Origin of the sequence: Pseudomonas sp. 273 (assembly GCF_029201425.1) — a bacterium.
Taxonomy (GTDB): Bacteria; Pseudomonadota; Gammaproteobacteria; order Pseudomonadales; family Pseudomonadaceae; genus Pseudomonas; species Pseudomonas delhiensis.
Map to the genome: position 1 here is coordinate 4,095,474 of NZ_CP116775.1, position 25,686 is coordinate 4,121,159.

Consider the following 25,686-nt stretch of genomic DNA (forward strand, 5'->3'; position numbering starts at 1 on the left):
GGGAAACTCAGTGGTCCAGCTGGCGGATCAGGGCGTCGGCCCGTGGCCAGTCGCCGAACCCGGAGGCCGGGTTGAGGTGGCCGACGCAGCCCAGCTCGACCAGGCTGCCGCCCCAGTCGCGGGCCATGCGCTGCACCGCGGCGAGGCTGGCCAGGTGGTCGTTCTCGCTGGCCGCCACCAGGCTGGGGAACGGCAGGCGCCGGCGTGGCAGCGGGGTCCAGCCGTTCTCGGCCAGGCTCTGCGGCGTCGGGTAGCCTTCCGGCCAACGGGCGTCCAGGTCCGGCGGGGTGGCCAGCAGCGCGCCCTTGACCGGCCGGCTGTAGCGCGCCGCCCAGTGCACCACCATCAGCACCCCGGCGCTGTGCGCGACCAGGATCAGCGGCCCGTCGATCTGCTCGACCTCGCGCTGGATGGCCTCGACACGGGCGTCGAGGTTGAGCTTGTCCTCGGTCAGCGGCGGTACCGAGCGAACCTTCGGCAGGCGCGCCTGGAGCAGCGTCTGCCAGTGCCCGGGCACGTGCTCGCGCAGGCCGGGGACGATGAGGACGGTGGTGTCGTTGGAATGGCTCACCGGATTACCTCGCGGCGGTTTCGAAGATGTTGGAGCAGACAGTAGAGGCGCACCGCCGGGGCTGCTTTGCATAGGGCGTCAGGCACTTCGCATTTGATGACACCGCGGTGCCCGGCCGTCCTGCGCCGGCCGCGTCACCCGAGGCCTGCGCCCTCTGCGACGGGCCCAAGGCGCGCCCCTGGGCTAATCTTTCCCGCGCGGGCGGCCGAGACGGCCGATAGAATCTGTCGCCGTGGAGCAAGCCGGACCGCGCGGCTGCCGCCTCGTCCACTTGACCTTGCGTGACACCCTCGACGACAGAAGAAGAAAAAGAAGGCGACCGATATGACCCCAATGGTGCGTGTGGCGGCCCTGACCAACTACCTGGAGGTGGCCCGCCACCTCGGCCTGAACCCGCAGCAGCAGCTCAGCCAGGTGGGCCTGAGCCAGTCCATGCTCGACAACGCCGAGCAGCGCATTCCCACCGTGGCGGCGGTGCGCCTGCTGGAGGAATCGGCGCGCGCCAGCGGCTGCGAGACCTTCGGCCTGCGCATGGCCGAGTCGCGGCAACTCTCCGACTTCGGCGTGATCAGCCTGCTGCTCACCCACCAGGCGACCCTGCGCGAGGCCATCGACACCATCGTCCAGTACCGCCACCTGATCAACGAATCCCTGGCCCTGTACGTCGACCAGGAAGGCCGCACGGTGATCCTCCGCGAGGAGCTGGTGACCGTGCCGCCGATGCCGGCGCGCCAGGGCATAGAGCTGGCGGTGGGGGTGCTCTACCGGCTCTGCGGCGCCCTCCTCGGCCCGCACTGGAAGCCGCTGAGCGTGAACTTCACCCACGACGCCCCGGCCGACCTGCAGGTGCACCGCCGGCTGTTCGCCTGCAAGATCGATTTCGGCAGCGAGTTCAACGGCATCGTCTGCCCGGCCACAGCCCTGGACGCGCCCAACCCCCTGGCCGACCCGGCCATGGTGCGCCACGCCCGCAGCTTCGTGGACTCGCTGCCTGGCGCCGCCGAGGCCAGCACCCTGAACGAGGTGCGCAAGGCCATCTACCTGCTGCTGCCCATGGGTCGCGCCACCATCGAGCAGATCGCCCTGTCCCTGGGGCTGAACGTGCGCACGCTGCAGCGCCGCCTGGAAGACAACCGGGTGACCTTCTCCGACCTCATCAACGAAGTGCGCCGCGAACTGGTGCTGCGCTACCTGGAGAACCCGCGCTACAGCCTGGGGCGCATCGCCGACCTGCTCGGCTACTCCATGCCCAGCTCCTTCACCCGCTGGTTCACCCAGCAGTTCGGCATGGCCCCGGCGGCCTGGCGGCGCCAGCACGGGCGCAAGGAGGAGTGAGGGACGGTGGTGCCGGCGGTTGGTTCGGCGTGGGCGGGCTCAAGAGCCCCTCTCCCGCAAGCGGGAGAGGGGGCTGTCCTGAGCTGCCGGAGCGTCCGGAGTCATCCTGATAGCCCTCACCGCCGTCGGCCGTGCCACAGGGATGTCCGGCGCGGCTGGTGAGTCCAATCGCGGACGGAGTCCGCTCCTACACCCGTGCGTCCTGGAACCGTAGGAGCGGACTCTGTCCGCGATTCGGCGGATAACGCCGTAGGCGTTATGCGCCCTACGGGGAACCCGGGAGCTTCGTGATTCCGCTTCATGCCGAACGGTCCCCTCTCCCGCTTGCGGGGGAGGGTTAGGGAGGGGGACGGAGTCAGGGTTCGCGAGCAAGCTCGCTCCTACGAAGAGCAGTGCCGCTCTTGATTTTGGGTTTCCAGAGAAACAACCGAGCGCACCGGAACGCCCCTTCAGAAGGCCGAGCGAAACCGGCGCTCAGGAGGTCATGCGACATGGATGTCGCTAGAGCCCCGATGGGCTACAGGGACGTACCCTCGGGGCGGGCCTCCGTGGCGGGGGAGTTCGTGAGGGTAGCCCGGCTCCATCGGGCCCGTATGTCGGGGCAAGCCTTTTTGGTTACTTTTGTGGCGACTGACAAAAGTGACTCGCCCGAGGGGGCGAAACAAGAAACATCAACGCACTCGGAGCGGCGCGCTACACCAAGCCCCCAAGCCAATAGGGTTCTCGCGTTCGCAGGAATGACGACTGGTGGAAAGGCGCACGAGCCAAAGGTCCGCAAGCAAGCCCCTATGAATCCCCCTCACACCAGACGAAAAAAAGGCCGGCAAGGGCGCTGCCCCCCTGCCGGCCCCACCTCGGGTCGAGCTGTGGTTGACCGTCACAGCCCCCAGTGCAGCATCGCAAGCACCAGCACGGCGAGGAAAACGGTTTCGCCAACCATCAGCAGGATCGGCCGGATCCCCACCGTGGCCAGCTCGCGCAGCTGGGTCTTCATGCCCAGCGCGGCGATGGCGATCACCAGGCACCACTGCGACAGCTTGCCACCAGCCTGCTGCACCACCTCGGGCACCAGGCCGGTGCTGTTCAGCGCGGCCAGCAGCACGAAGCCCACGGCGAACCACGGCAGCAGCGGCGGGCGCTTGCTGCCCGGCTCCACGCCGCGGGCACGGGTGATCATGGCGGCGCAGAGGATCACCGGCAGCAGCATGGCCACGCGCATCAGCTTGACCACCGTGGCCACGTCGCCGGTCTCGTGGGACATGCTGTAGCCGGCGCCCACCACCTGGGCCACGTCGTGGATGGTGCCGCCGAGGAACATCCCGGCCTGCAGCGGCGGCAAGGCCAGGAGGTGAGCGATGGTCGGGTAGAGGATCATCGCCAGGGTCGACAGCGCCGAGACGCCGAGCACGGTGAACAGCGTGGCCTTCTCCTTCTTCTCGTGGGCCGGCAGGGCCGCCGCCAGCGCCAGTGCCGCCGAGGCCCCGCAGATCGCGGTGGCGCCTCCGGAAAGCAGGCCGAACAGGCTGTTGAAGCCCATGGCGCGGGCGGCGGCGATGGACACCAGGATGGTCACGACCACCAGCACGACCACCATCGCCACCGGTTGCCAGCCCAGCGCGGCGATCTGCCCGAGGGTGATGCGGATGCCCAGCAGCGCCACGCCCAGGCGCAGCACCTCGCGGGCGGTGAACTCGATGCCGGCCTTGCAGGTGCCGTCGGCGGAGAGGAAGTTCAGTGCCAGCCCCAGCAGCAGGGCGAAGAGCATCACCGGCGCGCCGTAGTGCTCGGACAGGAAGGTGGCCGCGGCGGCGACCATGGCGCTGACCAGCAGGCCGGGCAGCAGGGTACGGCTGCGCGTACCCAGCGCAGCGATGGCGGTGGCGCTCATGCGGGAAGCTCCTCGGGCGCGGAATCGGAAATCACGACGATGCAGGTGTCGCCGTCCCATTCGATGGCGTGGCGGCGCACGCCGAACCCGGCCACCCCGGCGGCGCAGCCCGTGGCCAGGTCGAAGCGCAGGCCGTGGGCCGGGCATTGCAGCCAGCGGCCCTGCAGCTTGCCGGAGAACAGCGAGGCGCCGGCGTGGGGGCAACTGTCGTCGATGGCGTAGTACTCGCCTTCGACGTTGAACAGCAGCACGCCGCGCCCGTCGAGGAAGAACAGGCGCCGCCCGCCCTCCCCCGGCAGTTGCCCGGCGGGCACGGCCAGGTTGCTCATGCCCCTGCCTCCGCCTGGTGCTTGCGTTCCACGGCGCGCGACAGGGCCGCCAGCAGTTGCTCCGGCGGCTGGGCGCCGAGGGCGAAGGGCCGGCCTTCGAGCAGGAACAGCGGTACGCTTGAATCGGCCAACCCCACCCGGCGGCCGATAAAATAGCGTGCTCCCTCCGTCAGTGCCTGCTCGAAGTCACCGGTCTGGTAGCCGCAGGCGCGCAGGATGCGCCGCAGCGAATCGGTTTGGCCAAGGTCGTCGCCCAGCACGAAGTGCGCGCGGAACAGCTGTTCCAGCAGGCACTCCAGTTGTACCGGCGTACCGACCTGGGCCGCGCGCTGGAACACCCGGTGCGCGTAGGTGGTGTTGGGCATGACGCGGATGCGCTCCAGCTCGATGTCGACCCCGGCCTTGCGCGCCGCGTTGCGCACCTCGGCCTGCCGCGCGCGCACCGCGCGCTTGCCGCCCAGGCGGCGCAGGTAGAACTCGGCGAAGGGCTCGCCCTGCATCGGCACCTGCGGCAGCAGTTGCAGGCCCAGCCAGGAAAGGTTGACGCGAACCTCCGGGCGCTGCTGGGCGAACGCGCGCAGCGCCGTATCCAGGTTGCGCTTGCCGATCAGGCACCAGGGGCAGATGAAGTCGAAGGTCATCTCCAGTTGCAGGTTCAGCATGCTGCGCCCTCCCCGCCCCGCAGGCGCTGGATGTCGGCCGGGTAGTGGCGGTAGGCGTAGCAGAACACCAGGGCCGCGGCGACGCTGATCAGCGGTATCAGCTGGAAGGCCCGGTCCAGCCCCAGGTGGTCGGCCAGCACGCCGGTGAGCAGCGGGCCCGGAGCCAGGCCCAGGAGGTTGTTGACCAGGGTCAGGGTGGCGAAGGCGGTGCCGTGCACGGCGGCGTGGGTCAGGTTGGCGACCATGGCCCCGGCCGGCCCGGACGTGCCGGTGGCGACCAGCATGGCCAGGGCGATCAGGCTCAGCTGCACGGCACCCGGCGGCAGGCGGAAGGCGACCGACAGCAGCAGGCAGCTGATCACGCAGAAGGCGATGGCCAGGACGATCTTGCGCTGCGGCGCGGTGCGCCCCAGGCGGTCGCAGAGGATGCCGCAGAGCACCATGCCGGTGCCGCCGACCAGCACCACCAGGCCCGAGACCATGCCGGCGCGGTCGGTGCCCATGTGGTAGTAGCGGTTCAGGTAGCTGGGCAGCCAGACCATCACCGCAGCGCCGACGAACAGCTGCAGGCCACTGCCGATGTAGGCGCTGACCACCGAGCGGCTGGCGAACAGGCTCTTCAGCGAATGCCCGCTACGCGTGCCCGAGGTGGTGCGCACATGGCCGATGCGCTTGTCGTTGACCAGCAACGGGTAGGCCAGGGCCAGCAGCAGGCCGAACAGCGCCATGCCGGCGAATGCCCAGCGCCAGCCCAGGTGCGCGGCCAGCACGCCGCCCAGGCCCATGCCCAGCACCGAGCCGAACATGCCGCCGGCCATGAAGGCGCCGGTCAGGGTCGCGCGCAGGTGCGCGGGGAACACCGAGATCACCACGGCGATGCCGACGCTGCCGTAGGCCGCCTCGCCCACGCCCACCAGGAAGCGCGCGGCGAACATCTGCGGGAAGTTCTCGGCCAGGGCGCAGCCGAGGGTGGCCAGGCTCCAGAGCATGGCCATCAGCACCAGGCTGCGCACCCGCCCCCAGCGGTCGGCCAGCAGCGACAGCGGGAAGGTCAGCACGCCGACCATCACCGCCACTATGCCGCTGAGCAGGCCCAGCTGCGCATCGCTCAGCACCCACTCGGTCTTGAGCAGCGGGAACACCGCATTGAGCACCTGGCGCGACATGTAGTCGGAGATCAGCAGGCCGAAGGTCAAGGCGAACACCACCCAGGCGTATCGGCGCGACACGCTGGGTTCGGTGGCGGGAATGTCGCCCAGGGCGACGGAGTGGATGGCCATGGCGCTACCTCTCCAGGCGAGATGGTTTCTTGTTGTTGTAATGGACGGCGGCCGGGGCACGGGCCCCGGCCGGCACTGCTCAGGCGCGTTGCGGCACGCCTTTCTGACCCGGCACGCGGTTCGGCGCCATGCCGTTCATGCGCAGGGTTTCCTCGATGCTCTCGTACTGTACGCCGATGCGGTAGATCGCCCGTGCCTCGCGGCCGTCGGCGACTTCGCGGCCCAGTTCGTGGGCGACGCGCACGCACTGCTGGATCTGCTCCACCGAGGTCATGCGCTGGCCGTGCTGGTCGATGATGGTGTCCTCGATGCCGCAGCGCGGGTGCAGGCCCATGGCCATGGCGATCATGTTGAACGGCAGCACGTTCTTCAGCAGCGACTCGGCGGTGACGCAGGCGCCATCGGGTGCGCGGTGCACGAAGTTCATGAAGTTGAACGGGTTGGGGCCGTCGAAGCCACCGCCGATGCCGATCCAGGTCAGGTTCAGCGGGCCCTTGTAGACGCCCTTGCGCACCAGGCGCTCGAGGGTTTCCAGGGCGTGCATGCCGGTCAGCTGGAAGTGCGGCTGGATATCGTTCGCCTGCAGGCGCTTGAGGTGCTCCTCGACCCAGGCCGGGCCGGCGGGCACGGTCATCTCGCTGTAGGCCGCCTGGTACGCCGGGTTGGCCAGGGAGGTGCCCGCCAGGTATTCCGGGTAGAGCAGCTCCATGATGTTCATCTGGGTGGTGTTGATCGCCACCGTCACCTGGTCCGGCTTGGGCGTCAGCTCGGCGAGCATGTGCCGGGTGTCGTCGGACAGCCACTTGGCCGCCTCGCCCTCGTCCTCCGGGGCGAAGGAGATGGAGCCACCGACCTGGATGATCATCTCCGGCACCGCCTCGCGCACGCCGGCGATCAGCTCGTTGAACTTGGACAGGCGCTTGGAGCCCTTGCCGTCCAGCTCACGCACGTGCAGGTGGAGCACGGTGGCACCGGCCTCGTAGCAGTCCACGGCCTTCTGCACCTGCTCGTCCATGGTCACCGGGATGTCCTCGGGGAAGTCCTCGGGCATCCATTCCGGGCCGTAGGGAGCCACGGTGATGACCACCTTCTCCTGGTTTTCCGGGTGCAGGGAATCGTCGAAAAATTGCATGTCGGTCTCCTCGGATTGTTCTTGTCGGATCGACGTCGGGCGCGCGGCCCGGCTCAGTACGGCTTGTCGCCGATGATCCCGGCGCGCTCCATCTGGCGCACGCAGGGCGGGTAGTCCATCACTGCGTAGTGCTGGGTGCAGCGGTTGTCCCAGATCGCCACGCTGTTCTTCTTCCAGCGCCAGCGCACCTGGTACTCGGGGATGTAGGCCTGGCTCACCAGGTAGCGCAGCAGGTCGCCGGCGCCGGGGTTGGCGTCCTGGCCGAAGCGCACGTTCTGCGCGGTGTGGTAGTTGCTGAAGTGGGTGGTGAAGGCGTTGACGAACAGCACCTTCTCGCCGGTTTCCGGGTGGGTGCGCACCACCGGGTGCTCGGCGTCGGGGTACTGCGCCTTGAGCGCCAGGCGCTTGTCGATCGGCATGGCCGCGCCGAAGCTCGCCTCGATGCTGTGGCGCGCGCGCAGGTCGGCGATCTTCTCCTTGATCTCCGCGGGCAGGTTCGCATAGGCCAGGGCCATGTTCGCCCACAGGGTGTCGCCGCCCACCGGCGGGCACTCCACGCAGCGCAGCACGCAGCCCATGGGCGGGATCTCGCGCCAGGTGGCGTCGGTGTGCCAGGCGTTCTCGTAGCGGTCGTTGGGCTGGTTGGGGTTCTTGTAGATGCGCACCAGGCCCGGGTGCTCCGGGTCGCTGCCGGCCACCGGGTGGTCCTCCAGCTCGCCGAAGCGGCGGGCGAAGGCCACGTGCTCGGCGCGGCTGATGTCCTGGTCGCGCAGGAACAGCACCTTGTGTTCGAGCAGCAGGCGGCGGATCTCGGCGAACAGGTCGGCGTCCCGTGAGGCGTCGCCCAGGTTCACCCCGGAGATTTCGGCGCCGATGCTGCAGGTCAGTCGTTCCACGTGCATGGCCAGGTCCTCAGATGACGAAGATGGATGAACCGGTGGTCTTGCGCGCTTCCAGGTCGCGGTGCGCCTGCACGGCGTCCTCCAGCGCGTAGTGCTGGTTGATCTCGATGCGGATGTCGCCGTTGCCGACGTGGCCGAACAGCTCGTCCAGCAGCGCCTGCTTCTCCAGCGGGTCGGCGATGTAGTCGGCCAGCGCCGGGCGGGTGAGGAACAGCGAGCCCTTCATCGCCAGCAGCACCGGGTCGAAGGCCGGGATAGGCCCGGAGGCGGTGCCGACGCAGACCATCAGGCCGCGGCGCTTGAGCGAATCCAGCGAGGCCATGAAGGTGTCCTTGCCGACGCTGTCGAAGACCACGTCGACGCCGCGGCCGTCGGTCAGCTCGCGCACGCGGCTGGCGACGTCTTCCTCGGCGTAGTTGATGACGTGGGCGCAACCGTGGTCATAGGCGATCTGGGCCTTGGCCGCGCTGGACACGGTGCCGATCACGTTCAGCCCCAGCAGCCTGGCCCACTGCGCGACGATTAGGCCGACGCCGCCGGCCGCCGCGTGCAGCAGCACGCTGTCGCCCGGCTCGAAGTAGTGGATGCGGCGCAGCAGGTAGGCCGAGGTGAGGCCGCGCATGGTCATGGCCGCGGCGGTCTCGAAGGCGATGTTCTCCGGCAGGCGGATCAGCGGCGCGGCCGGCACCAGGCGCTCGGTGGCGTAGGCGCCGAGGGTGTTGACGAAGCCGGTGTAGGTGACGCGGTCGCCGGGCGCCACGTTGGCCACGCCCTCGCCCACCGCCACCACCACCCCGGCGGCCTCCACGCCCATGCCCGAGGGCAGCGGCACCGGGTAGGTGCCGTTGCGGAAATAGGTGTCCGCGTAGTTCAGGCCTACCGCCACGTGGCGGATGCGCACCTGCCCGGGGCCGGGGTCGCCGACCTCCACCTCCTCGAAGCGAAGTACCTCGGGGCCCCCTGTCTCGTAAAAGCGTACGGCCTTGGCCATGCCGGATTCTCCAGTCTGCATTGTTCTGCTGGGCACTCGCCCATGGACCGGACTCTAGGCAGGGGGCCTGCTGGCTGCTTCACATGGCACGACAGGCAATTCGCATTTCATGACAGGGGCACGAAGCCAGCTGTCGAGCCGACCGCAGGCCCCTCGCCGCCCCACCGCTGGCGGCCGAACGCTTCGATACGCGCCGGCAGGTCGTCCTCGACGAGGCCAACGCCATGGGCTACCACGCCGGCCTCTCGCGCACGAGCCGCTCGCTCGCCGAGGTGGCGGTGGCGCTGACCTTCTCCATCGTCATCGGGCTGATCGCGGACCTCGACCGCCCCCACGAAGGCGCCCTGCAGGTGAGCCAGCAGGCGTTGATGGACCTGCGGCAGTCCATGTAGGTGAATTCCCGTGGACCTGCACCCATACCGCAGCTGGGCAACGCAGCGCATGGCGGCCTGGTTTCAGCCGCCATGCCCGGTGCTGCGGGGCCCCGTCACTTGCCGCTGGTCACCCGCGTCCACAGCCGCGTGCTCAGGCGCATGCCGGCCGGCGACAGGGTCTGGATCGGGAACAGGCTGTCGAGGACTTCCTTCGGCGGGTAGACCGCCGGGCTGTCGCGCAGCGCCGGGTCGACGTACTGCAGCGCGGCGGCGTTGCCGTTGGGGTATTTCACCGCGTTGCTGATGTTGGCGATCACCTTGGGCTCGAGCAGGTAGTTCATGTAGGCGTAGGCGTTGGCCAGGTGCGGCGCGTCCCTGGGGATCACCACGGTGTCGATCGCCACGGTGGAGCCCTCGCGCGGGATGCTGTAGCCCAGGTTCATGCCGTTCCCCGCCTGGTGCGCGCTGCTCATGGCCTGCAGCACGTCGCCGCTGAAGCCGATGGCCACGCAGATGTTGCCGTTGGCCAGGTCGCTGACGTACTTGGACTGGTGGAAGTAGCGGATGTAGGGACGGATGGCCAGCAGCGCCGCCTCGGCCTTCTTCAGGTCCTCGGGGTTCTGGCTGTGCGGGTCCAGGCCCAGGACCTTGAGGGTGATGGAGACGATCTGCGTCGGGTTGTCGAGGAAGGCCACGCCGCACTGGCTGAGCTTCTTGATGTTCTGCGGGTCGAACAGCAACTGCCAGGACTGGGTCACGTCGGTATTGCCGAAGATTGCCTTGACCTTGTCGGCGTTGTAGCCGATGCCCACCGTCACCCACATGTAGGGGATCGCGTACTGGTTGCCCGGGTCGCTGGCCGCGAGGATCTGCATCACCTTGGGATCGAGGTTGTTCCAGTTGGGCAGCTTGCTCTTGTCCAGCGCCTGGATGGCGCCGGCCTTGATCAGGCGCGGCAGGAAGTGGCTGGACGGGCTGACCAGGTCGTAGCCGCTGCCGCCGGTCATCAGCTTGGCTTCGGTGGTCTCGTTGCTGTCGATGACGTCGTAGGTGGGCTTGATGCCGGTACGCTGGGTGAACGTGGCCAGGGTGTCGTCGGCGATGTAGCCGCTCCAGTTGGCGATGTTGACGGTTTCCTCCGCCTGGGCGGTGCCGGCGAGCAACGCCATCGAGAACATGGCGGCACAGGTGCGCTTGATCATCTGCTTCCTCTCTTGTTTTGGCTGTGGCCTGTGAATCGCGGGGTCAGCGTTCGTTTCTCGCCCGGTGGACTTCCCAGGCCATGCGCACGCTGGCGCCGATGTCGAAGAAGGGCCTGGGCGGCAGGTAGCCGGGCCGGGCCTGGCTGAGCACGTCGCCGAGCAGGGGTGAGTCGATGCCGCTGGCCATCTCCACCAGCAGGCGGCCCCACAGGGTGCCGCGGGCGACACCGGAGCCGTTGCAGCCGGCGACCGCGTGCAGCCCCTCGTCGACCCGGGCGAAATAGGGTTCGCCGGAGCGGGTGCCGCTCAGGTGGCCGGTCCAGGTGTATTCGAGGTCCTGCGCCTGGATACCCGGGAAGCGCTTCTGCAGCCCCCGCAGGTGCTCGCCTTGGCGCACGGCCAGTTCGCCGGCGTCGAGGTCGCGCTGGCGGTACTCGACGGTGTTGCGAATCATCAGGCGGCGCCCCGGCAGCAGGCGCAGGGTGCAGCCGCCCGGCAGGGTCGAGAGCACGCCCCAGCCCTGCTCGTCGAACAGCGACTGCCAGTGTTCTTCGGTCAGCGGGCGGGTGATGCTGGCGCTCAGTTCCAGCGCGAAGGTGCCGCTGCGCCGCAGCCCCACCCGCGGCAGGAAGGCGCCGACGCAGACCAGGACCTGCGCGGCCTCCACCTCGCCGACCGAGGTGCGCGCCTTCCAGCCCCGGCCCGGCAGGCGCCGCAGGTCGGTCACGGCGCTGTTTTCATGCACCGCCACCTGTTCCGGCAGGCTGTCGGCCAGGCCTTTGACGTAGCGCGCCGGCTGCAGCAGCCCGTTGCCCCCGGCGCAATGGATGGCCCGGGCATAGAACGCCGTGCCCAGGCGCTTCTGCAGGGCATCGCCCTCGAAATAGCGCGCCTGGGCGCCGACCGCCTGCAGGGTTTCCACGGCCCGTTCGGCCTGCTGCAGGTGCGCCGGCTCATGCACCGCGAAGTGGTAGCCGTCGTCGCTGAGTTCACAGGCTATGCCCAGCTCGGCGATGCGCCGGCGCACCTCCTTGCCGGCCTCGGCGCCGATGCGCGAAGCCACCTGGTAGGCGGCGAACCCCGGGGCGCCGATCAATTCGCCGGCGCCGGGCAGCTCGTGGCTGACCACGAAGCCGGAGTTGCGCGCGGAGGCGCCCTGGGCAACCCGCTGGCGGTCGAGCAGGACGATGCGCTGCGACGGGAAGCGGCTCGCCAGGGCATGCGCCGCCGAGAGGCCGGTGATGCCGCCGCCGATGATCAGCCAGTCGGCCTTGTGGGCGCCTTCCAGGCGCGGCCGCACGGGAGATTCGCCGGCCAGCGCGATCCAGCCGCAGTGGTTGTTCATTGCCTTTCACTCCTTCACAATCGATGCGCAGGCGTTATTGGCAATAACCCCATGAATGCGCCGCATGGCCTTAATCTACGGGCAGACATGGCCAGGTTCTAACGTTAAAAATTCATCCATCAATTCGGAATTCGCATGGATAACATGCTTCGCGTTCCCTCGCTGCAGGCGCTGCAGGCCCTGGTTCGGGTCGCCGATACCAGCAACTTCACCGAAGCCGCCCGGCAGCTGCACCTGACCCAGAGCGCCATCAGCCGGCAGGTGCAGCAGCTCGAGGAGCACTACCAGACGGCGCTGTTCGAACGCACCAGCCGCAAGGTGGCGCTGACCGCCCACGGGCGGGAGGTGTACGAGGTCGCCCGGGAGATGCTCAAGGCATTGCGCGCACTGGAGCAGCGCCTGGCGCCGCCGCCCAGGACCGGCCGTTCCGCATCCGCATCTTCGTGTCGCTGGCGGTGCGCTGGCTGCTGCCCAGGCTGAGCTCGTTCTATGCCGTCAACCCCGGCCTGTGCCTGTCCATCGAGACCGTCAGCGGCGAGACGGTGGACACCGGCGGCGACTGCGACGCCTACGTGCTCTACCTGCCCGGCGGCCTGGACGAGCGCCCGCTGACGCCGCTGTTCGACGAATACCTGATCCCCGTCTGCGCCCCGCAGCTCAGCGGCGGCCTGGCGCCGCCACGCTCGCTCGACGAACTGGCCGGCCACGCCCTGATCCACGGCTCCACCGGCCGCCACGAATGGACGCTCTGGCTGCAGGCCCAGCAGGACCTGGCCGAGCGCAGCTACAAGCACATCCTCTTCAACCTCGACGACCTGGCGCTGGACGCCGCGGCCCGGGGCCTGGGCGTGGCCATGACCGACAAGGTCCTGGCCCACGACGCCCTGGCGCGCGGCGACCTGGTCGTCCCCTTCGGCGAGGCCCTGCGAACCGGCGGCGTGTACGCGCTCTGGCTACGCGACAGCGGCGTGAAACACCCCGCGTGCCAGGCCGTGCTGAACTGGTTCGAGGAGCAGCTCGAACAGACGACGGGGCAGGCGCAGGGGGATCGGGCCGGCTGATCCGGCACGCCCATGTCGTTCCGGGGCCAGGTGGACGGCCCCGGCTGCGAAAAAACCTGGTGGGTGCGCCTGCCACCCACCCTCACTGGCGCTTGCCGCCATTTATTGAGATGATAATTATTCGCATATACGCCTAACCCCTCCCCTCGCGACCGTCAGACACCCGGCACCGTGACAGACCCAGGCCAACACAAGCTGCAGCTGTTCCTTACCCACCGTACCGCGCTGGTCACCTACGCCACGCCCATCGTCGGTTGCCGGGCGCACGCCGAAGACGTCGTCCAGGAGGCCTGGCTGCGCTTCGCCAGCGCGGAGATGAACGTCGCCCAACTGCACCAGCCCAGCGCCTACCTGTACCGCATCGTGCGCAACCTGGCGCTGGACTTCGTGCGCCGGCCACTGCATGGGGAACAGCAGGCGGCAGACGATGACTTCTTCGATTTCCTCAGCGACCAGCGCCCCTCGCCGGAACAGATCGCGCTGCAGCGCGAGGAATTGCAGCGCGTGCACCGCGCGCTCGGCGAGTTGCCCGAGCGTACGCGACGGGTGTTCGAGCTGTACCGCCTGGAAGGCCTTACCCTGCAGGCCATCGCCGACCAGCTGGGGCTTTCCGTGGGGATGGTCCACAACCTGGTGCGCCAGGCCCTCGGCCACTGTGCACGGAGCCTGACCGACGATGGACAATGAAACCTGGCGCCGCAGGCGCAAGCGCCCGACAATGGCGCCCTCCTACCCCATGGATGAGCAGGACTGCGTGAGCGAGACCGACGAGCGACACCCGCCCCGGGACGATGACCCGGTCTGGCAGCAGGCCATGGACTGGCTGATGCGCCTGCGCGAAGCGCCGGGCTCGATGGAACTGCGCCGCGCCTGCCGCGCCTGGGCCGAGGCCGACCCGCGCCACGCCCGGGCGCTGCGCCAGCTCGGGCGGGCCTGGCAGCTCAGCGGCATGCCCGCCGAAAGCGCATCGGCGCAAGCGCTGGCGCCCCAGGCCGCGCCTGTGGCGCCAAGGCCCCAGCCCCGGCGGCGCAAGCGCTGGCCGCAGGCATTGGCGGCCTCGCTGCTGCTGGGCATGCTCGCCTGGACCCTCCAGCCGGAGGACCCCAACCGCTTCAGCGCCAGCACCAACCGCGAACTGCGCCTGCCCGATGGCAGCCAGGTATCGCTCGCCGCCGGCAGCCGCCTGGAGCTGGCGTTCAGCGGCAACCAGCGGCAGGTCCGCCTGGTGCAGGGCGAGGCCTTCTTCGACGTCGCCCACGACAGCGCGCGCCCCTTCAGCGTCGAGGCCGGTGGCGGCACGGTGGTGGTGACCGGCACGGCCTTCGACGTCCGTGCCGAGGGGCAGGCCTGGGAGGTAGCGGTGGCGCGCGGTTCGGTGCGCGTCCAGCCGCCCCGTGGCCTGCCGCCGCGCCAGCTGGGCCCCGGTGACCGGCTGCGGGTCGAGGTGCCCGACGGGCAGGTGCGCCAGGAGAAGGTGCCCGCCGGACAGATCGGCGCCTGGCGCCAGGGCCAGTTGCTGGCCAACGACACACCGCTGCTCGACCTGCTGGAGCAACTGCGGCGCAACTACCCGGGCGTGCTGCTGGTGGATGAACAGGCCTTCGCCGGCAAGCGCGTCACCGGCATCTACGACCTGCGCGATCCACGCCGCGCACTGCAGGCCATGGTCCGGCCCTTCGGCGGCGAAGTGGGCGGCTGGGGCCCGCTGTGGCTGTCGGTACATCCAGGAAAGTAAGAAATTTCATTCGGCGATTGAAAAATCGCCCCCTCACTTACGTCATTGAGCGCTGAACACGACTGATAGTCGTTATCAACTGCACATGGCGCCTTCGCGCGCCTTTCGGAGACAGCGCTCCATGAATCTGAACGGGAAGTCCGTGGCCCACGGCCGCGGCCGTTTCTACCTGCCCCTGCGCCGACTCGGCGGCATCGGCCTGCTGTGCCTCGTCCCCCTCGCGTCCCTGCCCGCCCTGGCCGATGCCCCGGCCCAGGACGACGACGCGCCACTGGAGCGCAAGCAGCGCTTCGAGATTCCCGCGCAACGGCTGGCCACCGCCCTGCTCGTCTTCGGCCAGCAGAGCGGCCTGCAGGTCAGCGCCGACAGCGAACTGCTGGAAGGCCTGCGCAGCCAGGCGGTGTCCGGCCAGATGAGCGCCTGGGACGCCCTCAACCAGCTGCTGCAGGGCAGCGGCCTGCACTGGCGCTACGGCGAGCCGAACCTGGTGTCGCTGTTCCGCGTCGACCTCAGCCATGCCATCCCCACCGCCGACGTCTGGGTGCGCGCCACGCGCGAACAGGACTTCCAGGGTGCGATGAGCTTCGACCGCGAGCTGATCGAGCGCATGCCGGCCGGCAACGGCGACATCACCAGCCTGCTGAAGATGGACCCCAACGTGCAGTTCGACGACGCCCAGCTGAGCAGCAAGACGCCCGGCGAGATCGACCCGGCCAACGTCAGCATCAACGGCGCCAAGTACTGGCAGAACCTGTTCCTGGTCGACGGCGTGAGCATGAACAACGACATCAACCCGGCCGCCGACGCCGGCAGCGCCAGCAACATGACCGACGTGCCCGGGCGCAGCCAGGGCCTGGCCCTGGACACCGACCTGCTCGACTCGGTGACGGTGCTCGACAGCAACGTGCCGGCCGCCTACGGCGGCTTCAACGGCGGGGTGATCGAGGCCAACACCCGGCAGCCCACCCAGGAGCTGCACGGCAAGGTCTCGGCCCAGGTCAGCCGCTCGGAGTGGACGCGCTACCACATCGACGAACGCGACCAGCAGAGCTTCGAGGACTCCACCAGCTACCTCAACCAGCCGGAATTCGACAAGCTGGTGCTGCGCAGCACCCTCGAAGGCCACGTCACCGACGACTTCGGCCTGCTTCTGAACTACTCCTCCAAGCGCTCGACCATTCCGCTCAAGGGCTACAACGCCAACTACAGCGACCCGGCCGAGGGCGTCGACAAGGACCAGACCCGGCGCATCGACAACTACTACCTCAAGGGCGTCTGGCAGGCCCGCGACGACCTCGCCTTCGAGGGCGCGCTGACCTACGCGCCGCAGGACAACCGCTACTTCATCGTCAACGGCCGCGACTCCATGCTCGACATCGAGTCCGGCGGCTACCAGGCCAGCCTGCGGGCGATCTGGGACGCCTCGCTGGCCAACGTCACCCAGACCTTCGGCTGGTCGCGCCTGGACAACTCCCGCGACAGCCAGACCAACTACTACAAGGGCTGGCGCTGGTCGCCGGAGAAGAACTGGAGCGCGCCCAACGCCACCAGTTCCACGATGCTCAGCTCCGAGGGCAACTACGGCGACATCGAGCAGCGCCAGACCAGCCTGACCTACAAGCTCAACGCCGACTGGCATCCCTGGCACCTGCTGGGCAGCGAGCACGAAGTGCAGACCGGCCTGGAGCTGGCCCGGCAGAACGCCTACTACGAGCGCCTGGAGGAATTCCAGTACGGCTCGCTGCTCAAGGGCAGCGACGCCTGCGTGGAAACCGACTGGTGCTCTTTGAGCCCGGCACCCTACTTCCCCAAGAACCAGGGCCAGGCGTTCACCCAGCTGAACGTCTACGAAGCCGGCAAGATCGAGCTCGACACCACCTCCTGGGCGCTCTACGCCCAGGACCGCATCGCCATCGGCCGCCTCACCCTGCGCCCCGGCCTGCGCCTGGACGGCGACGACTACATGGACAAGAAGACCCTGGCGCCGCGCTTCGCCGCCGAGTACGACCTGTTCGGCGACGGCCACACCCGCTTCAGCGCCGGCGCCAACCGCTACTACGGGCGCAACATGTTCGCCTACCGCCTGTACGACGGCCGCAGCGCCCTGCAGTACAAGATGACCCGCGCCAGCGGCGGCGCCGACTGGGGCGCCCCGGTGCGGACCCTGAACGACACCCGCTTCAACCAGCTGGACATCCCCTACGACGACGAGTGGACCCTGGGCGTCAGCCAGTTGGCCTGGAACACCGAGTTCGCCCTGAAGTACGTGCACCGCGACGGCCGCGACCAGATCATCCGCACCCAGGGCCGCTACCTCGGCCAGCCGGCCAGCGGCGACCTGAGCACCAGCTACTACACCTACACCAACGACGGCAGCAGCGAGAGCGACATCCTCACCTTCACCGTCACCCCGCAGCGCCGTTTCGAGCTGGCCGGCACAAGCAGCATGCTGCAGCTGGCCCTGGACTGGACCGACGTGACCAGTTCCAACGTCGACTACTCCACGGCGGTCAGCGAGGCCGACCTGGCCGACCCGATCATCCAGTACGACGGCAAGTTCATGCGCTACTCCGAACGCCCGGCGGACAACTTCAACCGCCCCTGGACCGCGCGCCTGACCACCATCACCGAGATCCCCCGGGCCAACCTCACCTGGAGCAACTTCCTGCGCTACCGCGCCGGCTACCGGCAGATCATCGACACCGGCGACAGCGTGGACTACCAGGGCACCCCGGTGGACGTCTGGGAAGAAAAGCGCCAGAGCGCCGTGGTCACCTGGGACCTGCGCCTGGCCTGGGAGCAGCCGACGGCGAAGGACCAGGCGGTGTTCGTCAACCTCGACGTGTTCAACGTGCTCGACAAGGTCGCGGTGAGCACGGTGAGCAGCACCTCCGGCATCCCCACCTACGAGGTCGGCCGCCAGTTCTGGGTGGAGGTGGGCTATCGCTTCTAGGACGCTGCTGGCCGCCGGGCTGCTGCTCGCCGGCCTGGCCCACGGCGAGGACTGCGCCACGCGCCTGGAGGCGAAGCCGGTGGACTACGCCTGCCTGCGCCAGGTCTACAGCCGGCCCGCTGCGCAGTGGCCGGCGCCCCATGTCGACCCCGGCGTGGCCTGGCGCGAGCTGGCGCCGCTGTCCGCGCCGCCGGCCCAGGACAAGCGCCAGGTCGACCTGGGCAAGCGGCTGTTCTTCGACCCGTTGCTGTCGCGCTCCGGGCAGATCGCCTGCGCCTCCTGCCACGAGCCGGACCTGGCCTTCGCCGACGGCCGCCGCGTGTCCTTCGGCCACGACCGCCAGGCCGGCACGCGCAACGCCCCCAGCGCGGCCATGGCCGGCCACTTCGCCAACCTGTTCTGGGACGGCCGCGCCGGCAGCCTGGAGCAGCAGGCGCTGATGCCCATCGTCGACGCCGCGGAGATGGCCTTCGCCATCGACCCGCTCCTCGAGCGCCTGCGCGCGCACCCAGACTATCCGCGGGCCTTCGCCGACACCTTCGGCAACGCGCCGATCGACGCCGCCCAAGTGGGCAAGGCGCTGGCGGCTTACCAGCGCAGCCTGACGCCCCGGCGCGGCGCCCTCGACCGCTTCCTGCTGGGCGACGGCAAGGCGCTGAGCGACACCCAGCTGCATGGCCTGCACCTGTTCCGCGGCAAGGCGCGCTGCCTGAACTGCCACCAGGGCGAGGCCCTGAGCGACGACAGCTTCCACAACCTCGGCCTGACCTACTACGGCCGCCGCTACGAGGACCTCGGCCGCTACCGGGTGACCGGCCGCGCCGAGGACGTCGGCGCATTCCGCACGCCCTCGCTGCGCCAGGTCGCGCGTACCGGGCCCTGGATGCACAACGGCCTGTTCGGCGACCTGCGCGGCATCCTCAACATGTACAACGCCGGGATGTTCCACCCGCTGCCGACGGCCCGGCAGAAGGACGACCCGCTGTTCCCGAAGACCTCGCCACTGCTCAGGCCCTTGCAACTGGATGCGCAGGAGCTGCAGGCATTGCTGGATTTTCTCCAGGCGTTGTAGGTGTCATCGGTGAGAGTGGTCTTGCCGAGAATCATGACGCCAAACAGTTCTTCATCTTCGAGGGGCACCATCAGAAGGTAGCGAAGACGTAGGAGTGCATTGTCGAAAACGACGATGGGCAATTCCTCCCGGATGATTCCGTGATCCAGGATACCGCTCAGGTCCACGCTCGACGGCGACATGCTGTCGGTGGTGTCCATCTCGCTGAACTCGTAACCGGACTCGATCGAGTAGACCGTTCCGTTGCTCATCATGAAGTCAGTCGGGTACACAGCCAATCACACCACGATGCCAGGCCACGATACGGGCGCAGCAAACCCTCGTCCGTGGTTTCATAGGACTCTAGAAATGACGAAGCCCGCTCAGGGCGGGCTTTATTCGTTGCTGACCGTCTATACGGCTATAGGCCGAGAAGGACCTGCGCCAGAGGGGTAACTGCCAGCGCCAGGCAGCCAAGAGCAATCAGCAAAATAGCGACGCCGATACAGGCGCGAATCCACCAGTCAGTGACAAGATCCATTTTCAGCCCCTCTCTCGGGTGAATCTCTAACTTTGATCGACTATCATCCAATCACGCTCTCCTCATGGTCTGTACATGGGGTGGATGAAAACTCCCGCGAGCCGGCCAAGCTCTTGGGGGTTTTGCTTTTTCTATGAAGAAATTTTGCACCCGATCTATCGCCAATTACAGGCGAAGGGGTTCAGCAGTTCTTCATGGTTTTCTACCAACCGACTCCCGCTAGAAGGGTTTCTCCTGCACGTTTTCTGCAATAAAAAAGACTGCCACACCCCTTGCGCACGCAACCGGACTCCCAGCCAGAATGGTCCTTACCCCACGAACGGTCTTTTGGAACCTTCCAAAATTCCGCGCGCCAAGCGTTAATTCTGCACTGGCGGTAGTACTCGATGGACTGCGCAGCCATGACGCCACGCCGCTTATCCTTGTCCGAGTAGTAAGCCAATCGACTTGCCTAGGCCCTGCCTGTCTGCGGCCTGATGTTGACCGCCCCACCTCTGACGTAATCGCTGAAACCAGTAGAGTTGATCACCACGGGAGTGGTCATGTTGCTAACACCCGTTACCAGAGTGCGCAGGTCGTTTATTTGCATCATCCCGACAACGCCAGTGACGCCAATAACGAAGCTGTGCGAGTCCTCGGCAATGACTGCGCTACTTCTTGTAAAGTGCGGCGAGTTCCTCTACAGCAAGCCCACTCAGTTCGATTGCCTTGACCAACCAGGGCCTCAGCGTCCTTCTGATTTACCAGTCGTGCAGTTCTCCAGAAACAATGCAGGGGCCGAAGCCCCTGGTTGTCGTTGTGGGTTGGATCAGCCGAGGAGCAGTCCGATGTGTTCGAACTTAATGGCGTGGCCCCAGGCCAGACAGACGTGATAGGCGGTCCGCAGAAACTGGCGATAAACCGGGTCTTGAGGGCCGGCCGATCAGCGGGTCGGTGATGGTCATCACATCATCCGTCATGTCGCCACCTTCCGGCATGGTGGGATTACGGGTCGCCAGCACAATTGCCAAGCGAGTGCGTCCTCGCCACGTTGTTCGACATCTAAAAGGCCGTCGGCGTATGTGTTGGCTCGGACGCAGCGGATGCGTCGCATCATCTAGCTGACCGTATCTCCCTCGACGCTGCAGCATGCACTTGCTGTGCTGTGCTGTGCTGTGCTGTCTACGAGCCAACTCGAGATATCGCTTACGCGCAGTATGCAATGCCTGAGCATGGCTTAGCGGCAGAGACCTGCCTGGGGAAACTTAGAAAATCAGTGCCATTTCCGCGGCCAAATCCTCAGGTGGAACAATAGAAAGACCGACATTAGAGCGAATGGCACAACAGCAGTTACCAACTGCCACTTCAGGGAAAGATCGAAGAGAAATGTCATCAGTGCGGCAAACGCAGATGCAATGGCCGGAATGGCAAGAGCAAGCGCCCATTCATGCCAGCGGCTTTTGTTGAGAACGACACCGAGAACGCAAAAAGCGATGGCAAGCAATAGCCATCCAAAAGCACCTAGATACACAGACATCTCCTTGAATTGAAAGCTCTTCCTTGGTGCCAGCAATCAACCTACTGACTGGCAGCAACGGTACTCATCTATCGGATTGTGCGTAACCCGCCCTTCCCTAGCGCCATCCGCGGCCCTGCAGCGAGGCGGCCTGGCCATCGGCATATTCGGCTCGTCGATCCTGGACCTGGTGCCCCAGGTGCTCAAGCGGTTCACCAGCGCCCACCCCGAGGTAAGGGTCGCCCTGCACCCAATGGACAAGGACGCGCAGATCCAGGCCCTGCGCGAGCGCCGCCTGACCATCGGCTTCAATCGGCTGGTTCCCGCGTAACCGGACATCGCACAGGAAGAGGTACGCCAGGAGCCGCTGATACTGGCCCTGGGGGAAGGCCATCGGCTGGCGCAGCAGGAAAGCATCGACCTGCAGGAGATTCTCGAAGAACCGCTGATTCTCTACCCGCGCGGCGTGCGCGGCAGCCTGGTGGTGCAGATCCGGCAGATGTTCGAGCGCTACGGGGCTCAGCCGGTGGTGGCGCACGAGGTCACCGACGTGACCACCAGCATCGCCCTGGTCGGTGGCGGCATGGGCCTGAGCATCGTGCCGCGGGCAGCGGTCAACCTGCGCCTGCCGGGGGTGATCTACCGTCCGCTGAATTGCCGCGGCGACTCGACCATCGAACTGATCTGCCTGTACCGCAAGGGTGATCAGTCGCCGGTGCTACGAGCCTTCCTGGAAGTGCTACGCGGCTTCAGAGATATCGAGTAGCACCCCGCTCCGGTTGCCAGAGCCCGTGGACGATGATTGGCTTGCTCCCAGGCATTCGCACAGCGTTTGGTCGGCGCGGCCAAGCGGCCACCCCCTCGATCAGAAGCCAATCAGCTCCTTGCCCGGCACAACCGACAACGCAGTGCCATGAACCACAGCCCGGTCGCCAGCAGCCCCGCCCCGGCCATGGCGACAGACATGGGGTACGCCGTGCCATCCTGCAAGGCGGCGACCAGGCTGCTGACGAGAAAGGCGAAGAGGAACTGCAGGATGCCTATGAGCGCCGAGCCCATCCCTGCCAGGCTGCCGCTGGCGCCCATGGCGAGGGCGGCGGCGTTGCCGGCGATCAGCCCGAGCGAGGCGATGCACAGCCACAATGGCAACAGCAGTAGCGCCAGCTGGCCCAGGCCAGCCACTGCGACCAGCGCCAGCCCGGCAGCCAGGTTCAAGCCGAGCGCCAGCCCCAGCAGGCGTTCCATCGAATGGCGGCGCAGCAGTTGCCGATTGACCTGGGCGCCGACGATCAGGCCCAGCGCATTGAGGCCGAACAGCCATCCATAGGCCTGCTCGCTGACAGAGAAGGTCTCCATGAATACGCTGGGCGAGCCGGTGATGAAGGCGAACATGCAGGCCTGCGCCAGGCCGCCGACCACGGCGGGTATCAGGAAGGCCGGGGTCCGGCACAGCGCCAGGTAGCCACGCCCCACGGCCAGCGGATGAATCGACTTGCGTCGCTGCGGCCCCAGGGTTTCCGGCACGTATCGCCACACCAGCCCCAGGCACAGGGCGGCGAACGACAGCAGGAACACGAAGATCGCCTGCCAGCCGGCGAACAGCAGGATCCACCCGCCAAGCAGCGGCGCGACTATGGGCGCAAAGGCCATCAGCGACATCAACAGCGACAGCACCCGGGCGCTTTCCAGCGGGCCGAACAGGTCGCTGACGATTGCCCGGCCAATGATCATGCCGGCGCAGCCGCCCAGCGCCTGGGCGAAACGCATGCCGCTGAACACCTCCAGGCTCGGCGCCAGCAGGCAGCCGAGGCTGGCGCCGAGGAACAGGACCACGCCCAGCAACAATGGCAGGCGGCGGCCGTAGCGGTCTATCAGCGGGCCATAGAAGAACTGCCCGACCGCCAGGCCGAGGAAGAACAGCGACAAGGTCGACTCCATGCCGCCATGGCTGGAGCCGAAATGCGCAGCCAGTTGTGCGAAGGCGGGCAAATACATGTCGGTGGCGAAGGGCGCGAAGGCGGCGAGCATCGCCAATACGACGATCAGGCGCCTGACGGCGTTGGGTGAACGGATATCTGCCGATGCCCGCATGCAGCGTTTTCCTTGTAGCGGATCCGATGGAGATTGGAGCGGCCTACGGGAACGGGGCGAGGCGCAAGCCGGCCCCCGCCCCAGGGGTCATCCGGCGGTGGCGCCGCCGTCCACCTTCAGGTCGCTGCCGGTGACCCAGGCGGACTCGTCGCTGGCCAGGTAGAGCGCGGCCCAGGCGACGTCCTCCGGCTGCCCGATGCGCTGGCGCAGCATCTGCTTGTCGAGCGCGGTCTGGAGGAACGCGGGGTCGCGCGCCAGGTGCTCGCGGGTGGCATTGGTCTCAATCAGCCCGGGCGAGATGCTGTTGGCGCGAATCCGGTGTGGCCCACCCTCCAGGGCCAGTTGCCGGGTCATCGCCAGCACGCCGCCCTTGCCAGCGCAGTGGGCCAGTGCCGGCGAGCCTTCCAGGGCCATCCAGGCATTGGCCGAGGCGAAGTTGACGATGGAGCCGCCGCGCCGCTTCAGATGAGGCCAGGCGGCCTGGCAGAGCAGGAAGACGATGTCCAGCTCCCCGCTCAGCGTCCGCCGCCACTGGCTCTGGTAGTCCATGTCCTCGATCCAGGCGAAGGCACCGAACGCCGCCGCATTGACCAGGACATCGATGCCGCCGTGGCTGGCAATGGCGAACTCCACCAGGCGCCTGGTGTCCTGCGGCTCGGTCAGGTCGCAGGGGTGCAGGCTGAGCAGCTCCAGCCCCTGTTCGCGGGCCATCGCCAGCGTCCGCTCGGCGGCCGCGGCATCTATGTCGCACCCCACCACCCGCGCCCCTTCCCGAGCGAACAGCAGGGCGCAGCCCTGGCCGATGCCGCTGCCGATACCGGTGACGATGGCGACCTTTCCGGCCAGACGTTGTCCCTTGGTCATTCAGGCGTCCTCCAGGTTGCGGGCCACCACGCGGACGATGCATCTCTTGCGCTTGTATCGGCACAGGCAGGCGACGAAGGCGGCCAGGACGACGGGCACCAGGGCCCAGCCCAGCCACCCCACGGTGACCGGCAGCGCGCCGCTGGCGCGGCTCAGGGCAACCACCAGGATCGGGCTGAGGAACATGCCGAGGCAGTAGCTGCCGTACCACATGCCGGTTCCCAGGCCGCGGCGGAACCAGGGCAGCTCGCGCATGTTCCAGATGGCCAGCGTCGGTAGCAGCAGGCCGCAGCCCAGGCCGTTGACCAGGGCGACCTCGAGCATCCCGCGGCTGTCGTGGACGCCGGGAATCAGCAGGAAGCTCGCGGCGATCAGGCCGAAGGCCAGTGTCAGGCAATGCGGCGTGCGCAGCCCCAGGCGCACCAGCAGGTGCACCGAGAGGGTGCCCAGGACGATCATCACGCTGCAGGCCGAGGCGATCAGGCCGGCGGTGCGTGGCGAGTGCTCGCCGATGCCCGCCAGCAGGTAGGCCATCTGGATCTGCAGGACCATGAAGGCGACCGCGCCGACGAAGGTGATCAGGCAGATACCCAGCAGCAGGTAGGGCCGGAAGACCTGCGGGCCGCCACGGCTTTCCTCCTCGGCCCGGGCCAGCTCCGCCGGCAGAGGCTCCCACAGCAGCAACTGGCAGAACAGCGCCAGCAGCAATGGCAACGAATAGACCACGTACGGCACGCGCCAGCCCAACTCGCCCAGGGCGCCGCCGATCATGAAGAAGAGGATCGCCGAGGTCGAGGCGAAGGTCGTCTGCAGGGCCAGGTACTTCTGGCGCTGGGCACCGCTGTAGTAGTCACCGATCAGCATGGTGCTGACGGTCACTATCACCGCCTCCACGCAGCCCAGCGCGACACGGCTGGCGATGATCGCATGCAACGATTGCAGGAACATCGGCAGAGTGCCGAGCACGCCGTAGCCGACGATTGCCCAGATCAGCAGGCGCTTGCGCCCGAAACGGTCGGCGAGCACGCCCACCAGCGGGCTGAGCAGCGCGACCAGCAGGCCGGGAATGGTCAATGCGACCGGAACCAGGAACTCGACGTGGGGCACGTCGGCGAAATGCGCCTGCATCTGGGGCAGGCTCGGTGCTATGACGATAGCCGCCATGGGGGACAGGCAGTTGACCAGCAGCAGCAGGTAGGTCGCCAGCGCCGCCTTCGGCGAACGGGCCAGGCTGGATGAGCTCATCGGACTCTCCGGTTTGTTCTTGTATCAGATCGAGTCGACAGGGGTGGCGGCCCTCGCCCGGGAACCCGGGACGAAGGCGCGCCGCAACCGCAGGCGCTAGTGCGGCATCCCCATGGAATGGGTGACGCCATCGGTGGTACGGCTGAAGCTGTAGTAGCCGACCTTGATGTCGGTGAACTTACCTTCGTCGTTGAGCTTGTAGAAGATCGGCCCATGGAACTGGAAGCGTTCGCCCTTGCGCAGCGGGCCGAACGGCGTATTCGCCGCATCCCTTGGCACGTCGAAGGTCACGAGCAGTTGCACGGCGAGGGTCTTGCCATCGAAGAGGAACTCCTCGAGGTTGACCTTCTCGTCCATCGCCCCCAGATCTTGCGGTAGTGCGCCTCCACCTCCGGGATGCTGTTGAACACCAGCCCGCCGTTGGACATACGCACGTTGGGCGCGTAGTACTTCTCGAACGCAGCCGGGTTCTTCTGGTTGAACAACGCCAGGTAGTGCTCGAAGCTCTGCCGGTCAACCACGTGTCCCTCCTCCGGCGCGCTGGCATCGGCGGCGTATGCGCCGGCGATTGCACCCAGGGCCATGGCGGTGACGGCGAGTACGGCGGCGAACTTGTTCAGTTTCATGGTCTTGCCTCTC

The 25,686-nt window shown here is 67.5% G+C and carries 22 protein-coding genes and 2 pseudogenes; 8 read left to right on the top strand and 16 right to left on the bottom strand.

Annotated features, from left to right (window positions below):
* Window positions 1–7: 7 nt before the first annotated feature.
* Window positions 8–571 carry an alpha/beta hydrolase gene (locus tag PKO50_RS18620; RefSeq protein WP_275626896.1) on the bottom strand — a complete coding sequence of 188 codons (564 nt, stop codon included), beginning with the start codon at window positions 569–571 and terminating at the stop codon, window positions 8–10.
* A 333-nt stretch (window positions 572–904) separates the two neighbouring features.
* Here PKO50_RS18620 and PKO50_RS18625 point away from each other — a divergent pair, with 333 nt between their 5' ends.
* On the top strand, window positions 905–1,906 hold the full coding sequence (locus PKO50_RS18625; protein WP_275630499.1) for an AraC family transcriptional regulator: 1,002 nt from the start codon (window positions 905–907) through the stop codon (window positions 1,904–1,906).
* An 877-nt stretch (window positions 1,907–2,783) separates the two neighbouring features.
* On the opposite strand, the gene PKO50_RS18630 is transcribed toward PKO50_RS18625, so the two are convergent.
* The 7 genes from PKO50_RS18630 to PKO50_RS18660 all read right to left on the bottom strand — a co-directional run bounded on the left by PKO50_RS18630 (window position 2,784) and on the right by PKO50_RS18660 (window position 9,090).
* Window positions 2,784–3,794 carry a putative sulfate exporter family transporter gene (locus tag PKO50_RS18630; RefSeq protein WP_275626897.1) on the bottom strand — a complete coding sequence of 337 codons (1,011 nt, stop codon included), beginning with the start codon at window positions 3,792–3,794 and terminating at the stop codon, window positions 2,784–2,786.
* The gene (locus PKO50_RS18635; RefSeq protein WP_275626898.1) at window positions 3,791–4,123 is read right to left on the bottom strand and encodes a Rieske 2Fe-2S domain-containing protein; all 333 of its coding nucleotides are present in this window, start codon (window positions 4,121–4,123) and stop codon (window positions 3,791–3,793) included. The genes PKO50_RS18630 and PKO50_RS18635 overlap by 4 nt, the downstream gene beginning before the upstream one ends.
* The gene (locus tag PKO50_RS18640) at window positions 4,120–4,785 is read right to left on the bottom strand and encodes a DsbA family protein (RefSeq protein WP_275626899.1); all 666 of its coding nucleotides are present in this window, start codon (window positions 4,783–4,785) and stop codon (window positions 4,120–4,122) included. The genes PKO50_RS18635 and PKO50_RS18640 overlap by 4 nt, the downstream gene beginning before the upstream one ends.
* Window positions 4,779–6,065 carry an MFS transporter gene (locus PKO50_RS18645; protein WP_275626900.1) on the bottom strand — a complete coding sequence of 429 codons (1,287 nt, stop codon included), beginning with the start codon at window positions 6,063–6,065 and terminating at the stop codon, window positions 4,779–4,781. Before PKO50_RS18645 ends, PKO50_RS18640 begins: the two co-directional genes overlap by 7 nt.
* Window positions 6,066–6,144: 79 nt before the next feature.
* Window positions 6,145–7,197 carry a 3-keto-5-aminohexanoate cleavage protein gene (locus PKO50_RS18650; protein WP_109935910.1) on the bottom strand — a complete coding sequence of 351 codons (1,053 nt, stop codon included), beginning with the start codon at window positions 7,195–7,197 and terminating at the stop codon, window positions 6,145–6,147.
* A gap of 53 nt (window positions 7,198–7,250) precedes the next feature.
* Entirely contained in the window at window positions 7,251–8,099 is an 849-nt protein-coding gene (locus tag PKO50_RS18655; RefSeq protein WP_109935909.1) for a TauD/TfdA family dioxygenase, read from the bottom strand.
* Window positions 8,100–8,109: 10 nt separating this feature from the next.
* Window positions 8,110–9,090 carry a quinone oxidoreductase gene (locus tag PKO50_RS18660; protein ID WP_109935908.1) on the bottom strand — a complete coding sequence of 327 codons (981 nt, stop codon included), beginning with the start codon at window positions 9,088–9,090 and terminating at the stop codon, window positions 8,110–8,112.
* 224 nt (window positions 9,091–9,314) lie between these two features.
* Between PKO50_RS18660 and PKO50_RS18665 the strand changes: the two genes are divergently transcribed.
* Entirely contained in the window at window positions 9,315–9,482 is a 168-nt protein-coding gene (locus PKO50_RS18665; RefSeq protein WP_275626901.1) for a hypothetical protein, read from the top strand.
* A gap of 95 nt (window positions 9,483–9,577) precedes the next feature.
* Here the strand turns inward: PKO50_RS18665 and PKO50_RS18670 are convergent, their stop codons facing one another.
* Together PKO50_RS18670 and PKO50_RS18675 are read right to left on the bottom strand one after the other, a co-directional pair.
* The gene (locus PKO50_RS18670; protein WP_109935906.1) at window positions 9,578–10,666 is read right to left on the bottom strand and encodes a polyamine ABC transporter substrate-binding protein; all 1,089 of its coding nucleotides are present in this window, start codon (window positions 10,664–10,666) and stop codon (window positions 9,578–9,580) included.
* A gap of 43 nt (window positions 10,667–10,709) precedes the next feature.
* Window positions 10,710–12,011: an FAD-binding oxidoreductase gene (locus tag PKO50_RS18675; protein ID WP_275626902.1), complete on the bottom strand. Its 1,302-nt coding sequence runs from the start codon at window positions 12,009–12,011 to the stop codon at window positions 10,710–10,712.
* Window positions 12,012–12,146: 135 nt separating this feature from the next.
* Here PKO50_RS18675 and PKO50_RS18680 point away from each other — a divergent pair.
* From PKO50_RS18680 to PKO50_RS18700, 5 genes and pseudogenes are all read left to right on the top strand, one after another.
* A pseudogene (locus tag PKO50_RS18680) lies at window positions 12,147–13,072 on the top strand (LysR substrate-binding domain-containing protein).
* A gap of 171 nt (window positions 13,073–13,243) precedes the next feature.
* Entirely contained in the window at window positions 13,244–13,759 is a 516-nt protein-coding gene (locus tag PKO50_RS18685; protein ID WP_109935903.1) for a sigma-70 family RNA polymerase sigma factor, read from the top strand.
* Window positions 13,749–14,807, top strand: coding sequence for a FecR domain-containing protein (locus PKO50_RS18690; protein ID WP_275626903.1), 1,059 nt, complete (start codon window positions 13,749–13,751; stop codon window positions 14,805–14,807). The genes PKO50_RS18685 and PKO50_RS18690 overlap by 11 nt, the downstream gene beginning before the upstream one ends.
* Window positions 14,808–14,928: 121 nt before the next feature.
* Entirely contained in the window at window positions 14,929–17,760 is a 2,832-nt protein-coding gene (locus tag PKO50_RS18695; RefSeq protein ID WP_275626904.1) for a secretin and TonB N-terminal domain-containing protein, read from the top strand.
* Between the two features lie 79 nt (window positions 17,761–17,839).
* Window positions 17,840–18,832, top strand: coding sequence for a cytochrome c peroxidase (locus PKO50_RS18700; RefSeq protein WP_275626905.1), 993 nt, complete (start codon window positions 17,840–17,842; stop codon window positions 18,830–18,832).
* Between the two features lie 1,772 nt (window positions 18,833–20,604).
* Here PKO50_RS18700 and PKO50_RS18705 read toward each other — a convergent pair.
* A complete protein-coding gene (locus PKO50_RS18705; protein ID WP_275626906.1) occupies window positions 20,605–20,868 on the bottom strand; it encodes a hypothetical protein in 264 nt (87 codons plus the stop codon).
* A gap of 169 nt (window positions 20,869–21,037) precedes the next feature.
* Between PKO50_RS18705 and PKO50_RS18710 the strand changes: the two are divergent.
* A pseudogene (locus PKO50_RS18710) lies at window positions 21,038–21,613 on the top strand (LysR substrate-binding domain-containing protein).
* Between the two features lie 110 nt (window positions 21,614–21,723).
* Here PKO50_RS18710 and PKO50_RS18715 read toward each other — a convergent pair.
* The 5 genes from PKO50_RS18715 to PKO50_RS18735 all read right to left on the bottom strand — a co-directional run bounded on the left by PKO50_RS18715 (window position 21,724) and on the right by PKO50_RS18735 (window position 25,673).
* Window positions 21,724–22,938, bottom strand: a complete 1,215-nt coding sequence (locus PKO50_RS18715) for a multidrug effflux MFS transporter (RefSeq protein WP_109935899.1) — start codon at window positions 22,936–22,938, stop codon at window positions 21,724–21,726.
* 87 nt (window positions 22,939–23,025) lie between these two features.
* Window positions 23,026–23,802 (bottom strand): SDR family NAD(P)-dependent oxidoreductase, encoded by a 777-nt coding sequence (locus PKO50_RS18720; protein WP_275626907.1) that lies wholly within the window; start codon window positions 23,800–23,802, stop codon window positions 23,026–23,028.
* Complete coding sequence (locus PKO50_RS18725) at window positions 23,803–25,047, bottom strand: MFS transporter (protein WP_109935897.1); 1,245 nt, start codon at window positions 25,045–25,047, stop codon at window positions 23,803–23,805.
* Window positions 25,048–25,143: 96 nt separating this feature from the next.
* Window positions 25,144–25,350, bottom strand: coding sequence for a hypothetical protein (locus tag PKO50_RS18730; protein WP_275626908.1), 207 nt, complete (start codon window positions 25,348–25,350; stop codon window positions 25,144–25,146).
* The gene (locus PKO50_RS18735) at window positions 25,335–25,673 is read right to left on the bottom strand and encodes a nuclear transport factor 2 family protein (RefSeq protein ID WP_275626909.1); all 339 of its coding nucleotides are present in this window, start codon (window positions 25,671–25,673) and stop codon (window positions 25,335–25,337) included. The genes PKO50_RS18730 and PKO50_RS18735 overlap by 16 nt, the downstream gene beginning before the upstream one ends.
* Window positions 25,674–25,686: the final 13 nt, after the last annotated feature.